The sequence below is a fragment of the Hamadaea sp. genome, assembly GCF_013362815.1.
Classification (GTDB): Bacteria; Actinomycetota; Actinomycetes; order Mycobacteriales; family Micromonosporaceae; genus Hamadaea.
Map to the genome: position 1 here is coordinate 54,915 of NZ_JABFVK010000104.1, position 11,765 is coordinate 66,679.

The 11,765-nt window shown below is 69.2% G+C and carries 13 protein-coding genes and 1 tRNA gene; 11 read left to right on the forward strand and 3 right to left on the reverse strand.

Annotation, left to right across the window (positions count from 1 at the left end; all coding sequences use genetic code 11):
* Nucleotides 1-72 precede the first annotated feature (72 nt).
* Entirely contained in the window at nucleotides 73-465 is a 393-nt protein-coding gene (locus tag HOV77_RS32835; protein WP_290869674.1) for a hypothetical protein, read from the forward strand.
* On the opposite strand, the gene HOV77_RS32840 is transcribed toward HOV77_RS32835, so the two are convergent.
* A complete protein-coding gene (locus HOV77_RS32840; protein ID WP_290869676.1) occupies nucleotides 462-1,265 on the reverse strand; it encodes an S-methyl-5'-thioadenosine phosphorylase in 804 nt (267 codons plus the stop codon). The genes HOV77_RS32835 and HOV77_RS32840 overlap by 4 nt on opposite strands.
* 47 nt (nucleotides 1,266-1,312) lie before the next feature.
* On the opposite strand from HOV77_RS32840, the gene HOV77_RS32845 reads away from it, so the two are divergent.
* The 4 genes from HOV77_RS32845 (at nucleotide 1,313) to HOV77_RS32860 (ending at nucleotide 3,096) form a co-directional block, all read left to right on the forward strand.
* On the forward strand, nucleotides 1,313-1,885 hold the full coding sequence (locus tag HOV77_RS32845) for a YqgE/AlgH family protein (protein ID WP_290869678.1): 573 nt from the start codon (nucleotides 1,313-1,315) through the stop codon (nucleotides 1,883-1,885).
* 74 nt (nucleotides 1,886-1,959) lie between these two features.
* Nucleotides 1,960-2,032: transfer RNA gene (locus HOV77_RS32850), tRNA-Ala, on the forward strand.
* Between the two features lie 208 nt (nucleotides 2,033-2,240).
* Nucleotides 2,241-2,654 (forward strand): helix-turn-helix transcriptional regulator, encoded by a 414-nt coding sequence (locus HOV77_RS32855; RefSeq protein ID WP_290869680.1) that lies wholly within the window; start codon nucleotides 2,241-2,243, stop codon nucleotides 2,652-2,654.
* A gap of 10 nt (nucleotides 2,655-2,664) precedes the next feature.
* Nucleotides 2,665-3,096 carry a VOC family protein gene (locus HOV77_RS32860; protein WP_290869683.1) on the forward strand — a complete coding sequence of 144 codons (432 nt, stop codon included), beginning with the start codon at nucleotides 2,665-2,667 and terminating at the stop codon, nucleotides 3,094-3,096.
* 34 nt (nucleotides 3,097-3,130) lie between these two features.
* Here HOV77_RS32860 and HOV77_RS32865 read toward each other — a convergent pair whose 3' ends face one another.
* On the reverse strand, nucleotides 3,131-3,493 hold the full coding sequence (locus HOV77_RS32865; RefSeq protein WP_290869686.1) for a cupin domain-containing protein: 363 nt from the start codon (nucleotides 3,491-3,493) through the stop codon (nucleotides 3,131-3,133).
* Between the two features lie 129 nt (nucleotides 3,494-3,622).
* Here HOV77_RS32865 and HOV77_RS32870 point away from each other — a divergent pair, with 129 nt between their 5' ends.
* Complete coding sequence (locus HOV77_RS32870; protein WP_290869688.1) at nucleotides 3,623-4,393, forward strand: hypothetical protein; 771 nt, start codon at nucleotides 3,623-3,625, stop codon at nucleotides 4,391-4,393.
* A gap of 51 nt (nucleotides 4,394-4,444) precedes the next feature.
* Here HOV77_RS32870 and HOV77_RS32875 read toward each other — a convergent pair whose 3' ends face one another.
* Nucleotides 4,445-6,280, reverse strand: coding sequence for a serine/threonine-protein kinase (locus HOV77_RS32875; RefSeq protein ID WP_290869690.1), 1,836 nt, complete (start codon nucleotides 6,278-6,280; stop codon nucleotides 4,445-4,447).
* A gap of 110 nt (nucleotides 6,281-6,390) precedes the next feature.
* Here HOV77_RS32875 and HOV77_RS32880 point away from each other — a divergent pair, with 110 nt between their 5' ends.
* From HOV77_RS32880 to HOV77_RS32900, 5 genes are all read left to right on the forward strand, one after another.
* On the forward strand, nucleotides 6,391-7,566 hold the full coding sequence (locus HOV77_RS32880; RefSeq protein ID WP_290869692.1) for a cytochrome P450: 1,176 nt from the start codon (nucleotides 6,391-6,393) through the stop codon (nucleotides 7,564-7,566).
* A gap of 155 nt (nucleotides 7,567-7,721) precedes the next feature.
* Complete coding sequence (locus HOV77_RS32885) at nucleotides 7,722-8,453, forward strand: winged helix-turn-helix domain-containing protein (RefSeq protein WP_290869695.1); 732 nt, start codon at nucleotides 7,722-7,724, stop codon at nucleotides 8,451-8,453.
* Nucleotides 8,454-8,492: 39 nt separating this feature from the next.
* Complete coding sequence (locus tag HOV77_RS32890; protein WP_290869698.1) at nucleotides 8,493-10,631, forward strand: alpha-galactosidase; 2,139 nt, start codon at nucleotides 8,493-8,495, stop codon at nucleotides 10,629-10,631.
* 135 nt (nucleotides 10,632-10,766) lie between these two features.
* Nucleotides 10,767-11,264 carry an O-acetyl-ADP-ribose deacetylase gene (locus HOV77_RS32895; RefSeq protein ID WP_290869701.1) on the forward strand — a complete coding sequence of 166 codons (498 nt, stop codon included), beginning with the start codon at nucleotides 10,767-10,769 and terminating at the stop codon, nucleotides 11,262-11,264.
* 18 nt (nucleotides 11,265-11,282) lie between these two features.
* Nucleotides 11,283-11,720 carry a DUF6328 family protein gene (locus HOV77_RS32900; protein ID WP_290869704.1) on the forward strand — a complete coding sequence of 146 codons (438 nt, stop codon included), beginning with the start codon at nucleotides 11,283-11,285 and terminating at the stop codon, nucleotides 11,718-11,720.
* Nucleotides 11,721-11,765: the final 45 nt, after the last annotated feature.

Here is an 11,765-nt window from a genome sequence, read left to right on the forward strand (position 1 = left end):
CCCTGGACAGCGCGGCTGGAGCGCGGGACCATCGAAGTTCCAGCCCCGCTGTTTCCGGGGAGGTGCTTGCGAATGTCATACGAACTTCCACTCGCCGTTCGAGGCCTGGCCAAGTCGGTGGCGATGCCACCCGCCGGGGACGGCTGGACCCATCGGGTCGCGGCCGGAGTACAGGCCCTTCGCGAAGAACTGCTCGCCCACGTACGCGACACCGAAGGTCCCGGCGGTGCGTACGCGAAAGTGCTGCGGGACGCGCCACGGCTGGCGCCAGGCGTACAGGCGCTGGTCGAAGACCATCGAGCGATCCTCGCCGCGCTGGACGCGTCGCCTTCGGCCGAGCCGACGGACGTCGACCGCGTTCGTGAGTGGGCCCGCGACATCGTCGAAGACGTCAGCTCGCATCGCCAACGCGGCGCCAACCTGCTCTACGAGGCCTACTGCACCGACCTGGGAGAACCCGGCTAGGGCAGCTCGAACGGCAGTGCCAACCCGTCCAAGGTGGACGGGCACGGGCACGTGCGCTCCGCCGGCAGCTGCGCGAGCGTCGCGAGCAGCAGGTCTCGCAACCGCTCGGTGTTCTCCCGGAAGACCCGGAAGACTTCCTCCTGCGTGACGCCGTGATCGCCCTCGACGCCGGCATCCAGATCGGTCACGAGCGCGATCGAGGTGTAGCAGAGGCCCAGTTCCCGGGCCAGCGTCGCCTCCGGCTCGCCGGTCATGTTGATCACACTGCCACCGGCAGCGGTGTAGGTACGCGACTCGGCCCGGCTGGAGAACCGCGGTCCCTCGATCACGAACATCGTCCCGCCGTCGACGATCGCGTGCTCCCGTTCCGCCGCCGTACGCAGAACCGCCGCCCGCCCGGCCGGGCAGTAGGGATCGGCATAGTTCACGTGCACCGCGCCGACGTCATAGAAGGTGCGTACGCGCGACGCCGTGCGGTCGACCACCTGGTCCGGCAGGACGAACGTGCCCGGACCCAACTCCGGCCGGAGCCCGCCGACCGCACAGGGAGCCAGGATCTGGCGTACGCCGAGCGACCGCAGCGCCCACAGGTTGGCCCGGTAGTTGATCCGATGCGGCGGCAGGCGGTGATCGCGGCCATGACGCGGCAGGAAAGCGACGCTCCGGCCACCTACGTCTGCGATCGTGATCACATCGGACGGGTCGCCGTAAGGAGTGTCGACTTTCTGCTCGACGGCGTCGGCGAGCAGTGCATATAGTCCTGATCCGCCGATCACTGCGAGGTCTGCGCTCCGGCTCATGGAGCAGACCTTATCCGCAACCGGGGCGGACGGATATGGTGCAAGCCATGACATCGGGCGTGGAGCGCATGGAGCTGACGGGTCACTTGCTGGTCGCTACGCCCAGCTTGCGCGACCCCAACTTCGAGCGCAGTGTCGTCCTCGTCCTCGGCCACGAACAGTCCGGGGCGCTCGGCGTCGTCCTCAACCGCGCGACCGGCACCTCGGTCCGCGAAGTCCTCCCTGGCTGGGAGAGCCTCACCCCGGACCCGGCGGTCCTCTTCGAAGGCGGCCCGGTCCAGCCCGACTCGGCGATCTGCGTGGCCCGCGCCCGCTCCGGGGTCGCCGGGTTTCTCGGCTTCAGCCGCGTGGTCGGTCAGATCGGCACCGTCGACCTCTCCCGCGACCCGGCCGGCATGCGCGAGCGGCTCGAGACCGTCCGCGTCTTCGCCGGGTACGCCGGCTGGGAGCCCGGCCAGCTGGAGGGGGAGATAGCGACCGGATCCTGGCACGTATGCCAGTCGCTGCCCTCGGACGCCTTCTCCGCCCGCCCGGATGATCTCTGGGGCATGGTCTGGCGACGCCAAGGCGGCCTGCTCGCGGCGGTCGCCCACTACCCGTCCGACCCGTCGTTGAACTAGCCATACCCGATTTCGCCGTTGACCGGCGGCCGTGTAATATCGTGCGAGTGCTCGGGCCACCGAGCGCGACCTGCGGGGACGTGGCGCAGCTGGTAGCGCACCACACTGGCAGTGTGGGGGTCAGGGGTTCGAGTCCCCTCGTCTCCACCCGTAGCAAACGCCCTGATCAGAGGACAGCCCTCCGATCAGGGCGTTTTTCGCATCCCGAAGCCGCTCAAGAACGCCCAGTCGGGCCGGCACGGCGAACCGGTCTGGCCGCCGTCGAAACGGACGGCCGACGAGCGGGCGTGATCGAGCCGACAGCCGGCGCAGCGCGTACTGCCGGTTGACGGGAGCGGCGTGCGATGCTGGACGGGTGAACCGGGAGGACCTCGTCCGGCTGCGGCAGGCACGTGATCGGATGGATCGCGACTTCGCCGAGCCGCTTGACGTGCCTGCGCTCGCCCGGCAGGCGCTGATGTCGCCGGGGCATTTCGCGCGCAGTTTCCGGGCCGCGTACGGGGAGACGCCGTACAGCTATCTGATGACGCGCCGGATCGAGCGGGCCAAGGCTCTGCTGCGACGGGGTGATCTGAGCGTCACCGAGGTCTGCTTCGCCGTCGGCTGTACGTCGCTCGGCTCCTTCAGCTCACGGTTCACCGAACTGGTCGGCGAGACGCCGAGTGCGTACCGGGCCCGGGAGCACGCCGCGGTGGCGGCCATTCCGGCCTGCTTCACCAAGATGCGTACGCGGCCGATCCGCCCGGCCCGGACCGGGGCCTCGGCGTAACCTGACGGCCATGGACATCAAGGTCTCGCACTGCTTCATCTTGGTAGACGACCACGAGAAGGCGCTGGGCTTCTACCGCGACGTCCTGGGGTTCGAGGTCCGCAACGACATCAGCTTCGAGGGCATGCGCTGGGTGACGGTCGTCCCGCCGAGTCAGCCCGAGCTGCAGATCACCATCGAGACCGTCGACTCCAACCCGGAGGCCTCCCCTGAGGACAAGCAGAAGCAGGCGGACCTGCTCGCCAAGGGCATGCTGCGCGGGCTCGTCTTCACGACCGACGACGTCGACGCGGCCTTCGAACACATCAAGGCTTCCGGCGCGGAGGTGCTGGAGGAGCCCACCGATCAGGCCTATGGCGTACGCGACTGCGCGTTCCGCGACCCGGCCGGGAACATGATCCGCCTGAACCAGCCGAAGGTGAGCACCCGGAAGAAGGCGTAGACCACCCCGGCCTACGCCTTCGGTTCGTTCGCCGTCAGCTCGACAGGGCGTACGTCGCGATCTCCCCGAAGTCGAGCGCGATGCAGGCCTCGTCGCCCACCACTTCGGCGTCATGGCCGGGCAGGATGAAGGCGACCTCACCGGGTGCGATCTCCTGCTCGGATCCGTCCTTCATGTGGACGACCATCCGGCCTTGCAGGAGATAGACGAGGTGCTGGACCTCGCACAGATCGGTCCCGGCGAGTGGCTTGACGTTCAGCGACCACTTCCAGCCGGGCTCGAACGTGCCCCGCGCGACCGGCTTGCCCCCGAGCAACACGATGTCGGCCATCCCGTTGCCCTGGAACATCCGCGTCTCGTCGGGCTTCTCGAACGATTTCACTTCGATGGTGTTCATGCAGGTCACCCCCCGTTCGATCCCTCCAGCGTACGACTGATCGGCGGGGCGGGAGTCGGTTGTTCGGTGCATCCGAAATGCCCGAGTTGTCGTTTATCTCGACGAGAAGCCACTCATTCTGGAGGCATCATGCTCAAGATAAACAAGACGGTGGGGCGGGCCCTGGCAGCTGCCGCACTGGCCGGAGCGATCTTCGTGATCGGGCTGATCGCGCTCGCCGGCGCGAACCACCAGCCCCAGCAGGCCTGGGCGCAGACGGTCGTACAGCTGCACGCGGGCCAGGCTCCGACGACCGCGGCCGCGTACAAGAAGGAAGATCAGCACTGCGCCGCGAACCAGGGCGGCGGCCCCTACGCCGGCCAGGACGTCTGGGTCTTCGTGATCCCGGGTGGGTACGCGACGGGCGGCGACTTCGTCTCGATCACGGCCGACTTCGGCCCGAACGGGACGGTCACCAAGACCGCCGCGCTGGACCCGGGGAACTTCTCCAACGGTGGACCCGACGTCTCCAAGGCGTGGATCATCACTCCGGCGGGCTGGACCCTCTTCGGCGCGAGCGCGGTGATCACGGGGACGGCCGACTTCATCAACCTGACCCACACCTGCCCGGCGAGCGCCTCGCCGTCGCCGTCCCCCTCGACCAGCCCGAGCACCAGCCCGAGTGCGTCGATGAGCCCGAGCACCAGCCCGAGCCCGTCGATGAGTCCCAGCTCGAGCCCCAGCCCGTCGAAGAGCCCGAGCATGAGCCCGAGCGCGTCGACGAGCCCGAGCCCGAGCCGCAGCCCGATCGGGAGCCCCCGGCCTAGCCACTCGCACGGCGGGTACGGCGGCTACGGCTACGACGACGAGCAGGACCCGGACAACCAGGCTCCCTGGAACCGGTACTACATCTGGCACTGACGCTCCGTGCTGAAGAAGCCCAGCGCCGCTCCGGCGCTGGGCTTCGTCGTCTCACGGGCTGACGGTGGGCCCGGCCGTGGGACTACGCGAGGTGCTCTTCGAGACCTTCGGCGAGGGCGAGGAGGTGGTGGGGCTCGCCGACTGCGACGGCGAGGTCGCGACGGTCGGTCCCTCCCACAGGGTGAAGTCCGTGAAGATCACCGAGTACGCCGATTTGGCCGTCCCGAGCTGGTAGATCCCCATCGCCACCGTCCCGGAATCCATTCGTGACAGCGGCCGGGCGCCTTGCGGACGGCCGTTGAGCGACAGCGACACCCGATCGGCCTCGACGATCATCTCCACGTTGATCGGCGTGTTCAACGCCAGCGACGTCCCGGCCGGCTGAGGCCAGTCGTCGACCTTCACCGAAGTCCACTTCCCGCCCGCCTTGACGGGCGGCCGGTAGTCGTACAGGGCTACCGAATCAGAGCACAGCCTGATCGCGTACCCGCCGGTCTTCTGCGAGAAGCGGAACCACAGCGCGGCGCAAGTCTTCGGCGTGAGCAGGTTGAGCCGGACGCCGATCGCGACGTCGCGCGTGTTGCGCGGCGGACTGATCTGACACTGCGCGACGCCGCTGGTCGTGGTGGCGGTGTAGCCGGCCGGGCTGAACTTGCACGCGGCGCTCTCCTGCCAGTATTGCGGCGCTGTGAGCGTGGCCGGCGGGATGATCTCGTACCAGCCGATCGGCGCCTTCAGCTGCGGCAACGGATCCGTGCTGGCGGTGACCGCGGGCGTGGGCGACTCGGTCACCGAGGCCACATAGGACGGCGAGGCCGTGGGGGTGGTCGGGGTGTTGGCGTTGGCGTTGGTCTTCTTGAGCAGGTAGCTGGAGACGAAGACGCCGCCTGCGGCCAGCAACGCGACCGTGGCGAGCCCGGCGATCAGCACCATCGACCGACGGCGGCGGGTGGATCGAACCATCGGGCCGGTGTCGCCGCCGTCGTCGAGCAGCCCGAGCGAGGACGACTCCATCGCCTGAGCGGCGGCGGCCGGGCGCAGAACTTCCTTCGACACGTGCGAGGTGGCGCCGAGCGAGACCAGCCGATCCAGCAACTCCCGGGCGGTGGGGCGGCTGGCCGGATCCTTCTGGAGGGTTTGTGCCACGATGTCCCGCAAGGCCGACGCGACGCCGTCGAGATCCGGCTCCTCGGTCATGATCCGCACGGCGGTGGCGGCCGGGGTGTCGCCGCCGAACGGCGTGCGGCCGGTCGCGGCGTAGACCATCACCGCGCCCCAGGCGAAGACGTCGGCGGCGGGCGTGACGACCCGGTCCATCGGCCCGAGGCGCTCCGGCGCGATGTAGGGAATCGTGCCCATGACCTGGTCGGTCTGGGTGAGCTGGGTCCCGTCGGCGCTGCCCCGGGCGAGCCCGAAGTCGATCACCTTGACGCCGCCGCGTGGCAGGAGCACGTTGGCCGGCTTGAGATCGCGATGGATCACGCCGGAATTGTGGATGGCGGTCAGCGCGGTCGCCATGCCGATGCCCAGCGAGTGCAAGGCCGCCCCCGACAAAGGCCCCGACTCCCGGACGATCTCCGCCAACGTCGGCCCGTCCACGTATTCCACTACCAGGTAGGGCGGCTCGTGCTCGGGGTCGGCGTCGATCACCTCGGCGGTGCAGAACGGCGGGACGTTCTTCGCCCGCTCGACCTCGCCGCTGAACCGCGTCCGGAACTCCGGCTTGTCGAGCAGATGATCCTGGATGACCTTGAGCGCCACCTGCTGACCGGTCGACGACTCGGCCAGGTAGACCGTGCCCATGCCGCCCTGGCCCAGACGTCCCAGCAGCTTGTATCCGGCGATTTCCACCACATCGCCCGGACGTAGCGCCTGAACGCCTGACATGTTCGTTCCTCCCCGCGAGACTGCGACAGCATGCCACCGACAGGCGGTCGGCGTAAATCACCCTTCGGGCACAGCCGACACATAGTGTGCGCCGTGACACACTTCTGACTATGACATCGACGGCCGCCAGTCCGCACGAGACCCTCGCCCACCTGCGGCAATCCGGTCCAGCCCACCAGATCCCGATCGGCCCGACCGCGGTCGGCTGGCTGATCACCCGGTACGCCGACGTGAAGCGCGCGTTGAACGATCCGCGACTGTCCAAGCAGGCCCTGACCCTCCGCCCGACCGGCGGCGCGCCCTTCCCGGTCGAGGTACGCAAGGCGATGAGCGAGCACATGCTCAACTTCGACCCGCCCGAGCACACCCGGTTGCGCCGCCTGGTGTCCGCTTCGTTCACCGCCCGCCGGGTCGAAAGCCTGCGACCCCGGATCGAGCAGCTCACCGACGAACTGCTCGACCGGCTGGACGGACTCCACTCCGTCGACCTCATCGACGACTTCGCCTTTCCGTTGCCGTTCACCGTCATCTGCGAGCTGATCGGCGTACCGGAGATCGATCGGGAGGCGTTCCGCGGCTGGTCGAACACCATGGTGGCCGGTCCGGCCGCGCCTCAGGAGGAGATGTACCAGGCCGTCGCCGCGACCGCCGAATACGTCGCCGACCTCGTCGCCCGCAAGCGCGCCGAACCGGACGACGCACTGCTCAGCAGCCTGATTCAGGCCAGCGACGCCGGTGAGGGGCTGACCGCCGACGAACTGAGCTCACTCGTCTTCCTGCTCCTGCTGGCCGGGCACGAGACCACCGTCAACCTGATCGGCAACGCCGTCTACATCCTGCTCCAGCGCCCCACTTGGGCCGAGGAGCTGCGGACCGACCCGTCGCTGGTGCCGGGTGCGATCGAGGAGATCCTGCGCTACGAGAGCCCGGTGAAGGCCTCGACGCTGCGGCTGACCACCGAACCCGTCACGTACGGCGACATCACGATCCCGGCGAACGAGGTCGTGATCATTTCGCTGCTGTCGGCGAACCGCGACGGCGAGGCGTTCGCCGACGCCGACGAGTTCGACCCGGCGCGCTCGGACGCGGGCGGGCACGTCGCCTTCGGCCACGGCATCCACTACTGCCTCGGCGCGCCGCTCGCCCGGCTCGAGGGGCAGATCGCGATGTCTGCGCTCCTCCGGCGGTATCCCCGGATGCAGTCGGCGGTTCCGCTGGCGGACCTCGAGTGGCGGCCTGGGCTGCTCATGCACGGCGTAACGCACCTTCCCGTGACGCTGCGCTGACCCGCTCCGCGGTCCCTGGGCGGCTGTCGATCATGCCGTCCGGGGAACGATCAGGGCGCCGGGGACGCGACACGCCGGTCGAGAGCCTCCAATAGTTCATGATCGCGCGGAAAAGGCGAGACAACGGAACTAGGGCCCCACAGCGTTCCCAACGCATGGAGTTGCGTCTGTCCGCTGCGGACCTCGGCCGCATCACCGTCGCGCAAGGAGCCGATCCGGAGTTGGAGTACCGGCTCAGTCTGCGGATGCTGCGCCGCCCGTCGTTGCCGTGCTTCGTCGACTGGCACGGCGAGATGTCGCAGCGCTTCCGCTATCGGGAGCTGACCGACCGCTCCGGCTATGAGCGGATTGCGATCGAGCCCTACTGGGATCGCATCGAGAAGTTCGTCGCCGCGGAACGGGTCCGGCTGGGGCGTACGTTGCTCGACGGTGGCTTGGACACCCTGCTCGCCACGTTGCATCCAGAGGTGCGGTGGGACTCGCCGAGGCTGCGGGTGAACGGTTCTGCCGATGAGATGACGGCTGAGGGCGGGTTGCTGGTGCAACCGTCGGTCTTCACGGGGCACCACCCGATGCTGGTCCGCCGCGCCGGCCAGGCCGTTCTCGTGCTGCCCGTCAGCTGCGAGTTGGAGGATCTCGCGGACGAGCAACTCGGCGCGCTCATGGGGCGTACCCGGGCGAAATTGATCAAAATGCTGATGCTCGCGGGCGGCGCGACGACCACGCAGCTCGCGCGCCGCGCGGATCTGTCCCTGGCCGCGGTCAGCCAGCACGTCGCGGTGCTGCGGTCCGTGGGGCTCGTGGTAACCCAGAACGCGGGGCGTGAGCGGTGCCATCTGCTCACGCCGGCGGGCGCGCGGCTCGTCGATCGTCCCGTCTGTTCCTGACTTGTACGCACAAAGCCCGCCCCGGCTAGGCTCGCCGTCATGACCTTGGTGTGCTTGCGGGCGAACGGATCCGCGCTCGTGCTCGACGTCGCCGGACCGAAGCTGCCGCGCGTGCTGCATTGGGGAGCCGACCTGGGATCGCTGACGGGCTTCGAGCTCGCGACGCGGCCGTTCCCGATGCAGGTCGACGAGCCGATGCCGATCACGCTGCTGCCCGCGCAGGCGGACGGCTGGCAGGGACGGCCCGGGCTCGCCGGTCATCGCGACGGCGCTTGGCCGTTTCAGCGGTTGACCTTGACCGGTGAACCTCTCGTCGAGCTCGACCCGGCCGGTGGTGGCCGGATCGTGATCGCTTCGGCTGATGAGGACGCCGGGATCGCGGTCGCGAGTGAGCTGATGCTGAGCCCGCGGGGCGTATTGCGGATGCGGCACACGGTCACGAACGCCGGTGCCGGAGTATGGACCCTCGACCGATTGGAAGCACTGCTTCCGTTGCCTGGTCAGGCCCAGGAACTGCTCGACTTCTCCGGCCGCTGGCCCCGGGAGAAGCAGCCGCAGCGTTCGGAGTTCCAGCACGGCTCGCATGTCCGGGAGAACCGCCGGGGGCATACCGGGCACGACGCGACCGGCCTGCTCATCGCCGGTACGCCGGGCTTCGGCTTCCGCAGCGGGGAAGTCTGGGGCGTCCACATCGGATGGAGTGGCGACCACGTCCACGTCGCCGAACGGTTCAGCGAAGGCGTACGCCTGCTCGGCGGCGGTGAGCTGCTCTTCCCCGGCGAGGTACGGCTGGCGCCGGGGGAGGCGTACGCGAGTCCCTGGGCGTACTTCGCGTACTCGGCGGCCGGGCTGGATGGATTGAGCAGTGCTCTCCATCGCGAGCTGCGGGCTCGGCCCCACCATCCGCACAGCCCCCGCCCGATGGTGCTGAACATCTGGGAGGCGGTCTACTTCGATCACCGGCTCGACCGGCTGAAGGAGCTGGCCGACGTGGCGGCCCGGATCGGAGTCGAGCGGTTCGTCGTGGACGACGGCTGGTTCCTCGGCCGCCGGGACGACACCGCCGGACTCGGCGACTGGTACGTCGACCCCGAGGTGTGGCCGGACGGCCTGCACCCCCTCGTCGACCACGTACGCGGGCTGGGCCTGCAGGTCGGGTTGTGGTTCGAACCGGAGATGGTGAATCCGCGTTCCCGGCTGGCCGAGGAGCACCCCGATTGGGTGCTGGCGACGCCGGGCCGATGGCCGGTGCCGGCCCGCAACCAAGTGGTCCTCGACGTCGCCCACCCCGACGCGTACGCGTACCTCCTCGACCGGATCTCGTCGCTGGTCACGGAGTACGGCATCGACTACATCAAGTGGGACCACAACCGGGACCTCGTCGAGGCCGTCCACTCCGGACAGGCGGGCGTACGCGCCCAGACGCTGGCCGTCTACCGCCTGCTAGCCGAGGTACGCCGCCGGCACCCGAAGCTGGAGATCGAGTCGTGCTCGGGCGGTGGCGCGCGGATCGACTACGGCATCCTCGAGCACACCGACCGGGTCTGGACCTCCGACACCAACGACGCCCTGGAGCGCCAGGCGATCCAGCGCTGGACCGGTCTCCTGCTGCCGCCGGAACTGATGGGGGCGCACGTCGGCCCGCCGCACGCGCACACCACCGGCCGGTACGCCGACCTCCCGTTCCGTGCGGCGACGGCCCTGTTCGGCCACGCCGGACTGGAGTGGGATCTGACCTCGCTCAGCGAGCCGGAGCTGGCGCAGCTGACCGCCTGGATCACGCTCTACAAGCGACTGCGGTCGCTGCTGCACGGGGGCGATGTGGTCCACGCCGACCACCCCGATCCGGCCGGCTGGCTGCATGGCGTCGTAGCGGCCGATCAGGCGCACGCGGTCTACTGCTACGCCCAACTGACCTCGCCGCTGGACTTCGCGCCGCCGGCGCTGCGCCTGCCCGGCCTCGATCCCGCACAGTCCTACGAGGTACGCGTCCTGCCCGAAGTGAGCGCGCCGGTCGGCTGGCCGAGCCGGAGTCCGGCCTGGCGGGACGGGATCACCGCATCCGGAGCGGTGCTCTCGACCGTGGGCCTGCGGGCGCCCCGGCTCAACCCGGCCGAGTCCCTGGTCCTCGAACTCCGCGCCCTCCCCACTGCCCCCGACCTTTCTGCCCGATCATGAACTAACGGGCGTGATCGACCGGCGTGTCATGTCCCGATGGCCCTGATCAACTCCGCGACGGCATGATCAACCCATGGCGATGCCCGCGCCGCAGCCCCGCGGCGCCGGGGGGCGAGCCGTGGGACAGTGGGCAGTATGCGTTACGACCTGGTCGAAGGTGACATCACCGAGCAGCACGTCGACGTGATCGTGAACGCGGCGAACTCCTCCCTCCTCGGCGGGGGAGGAGTGGACGGCGCGATCCATCGCAAGGGCGGCCCGGAGATCCTCGCCGAATGCCGGGCGCTGCGTGCCTCGAAGTACGGCCGGGGTCTGCCGACGGGACAGGCGGTTGCGACCACTGCCGGGAAGCTGCCCGCCCGCTGGGTCGTGCATACGGTGGGACCGGTTTTCAGCTCCACCGAGGACCGCTCCGCTCTCCTGTCGGCCTGCTACGAGAACTCCTTGCGGATCGCCGACGAGCTGGAGGCGCGGAGCATCGCGTTTCCGCTGATCTCGTCAGGCATCTACGGCTGGCCGCTGGAGGACGCCTTCCGTCGCGCGACTGGCGCGATCGACGCCTTCGAACCGCGCTCGCTGACCGATGCGCGGGTGGTCCTGTTCGGCCCGGCCGCTCGTTTGCGTACCGTTTGACCTGGGTATTCATCCCTGGTGGGCGAGCAGGACTGGAATAGGCGGTTCTCCGAGGAGCTGCAGGAGCTGCGGGTCATGCAGACCGGCATCCAGATCCTGCTCGCGTCCATGCTGACCCTGCCGTTCACCAACCGCTTCGAGCACATCAGCCAGCTCCAGCGCGGCTTCTACGTGGGCACGCTGATCGCATCGGCGGCGGCCACGGCGTTCCTCATCGCCCCGGTCAGCCTCCATCGGCTCATGGGCGAGGGCTATAAGCCCCGAGTGGTACGCGCGGCGTCGGCGATGACCGAGGCCGGACTGATCATGCTGCTGCTGGCCGTCAGCGGGGCGGTGTTCCTGGTGCTGGACCTCGTGGTCGACGCACCCTGGGCGGCAGCCGTCACCGCAGTCCTCGGTGCGCTCTACATCGGACTGTGGTACGTCGTCCCCCTCGTCGCCCGCCTCCGCCGCTAGATCCACCCGCGCCGCTCGAGCCGTGCCGCCCGGCCCGCGCCGCCC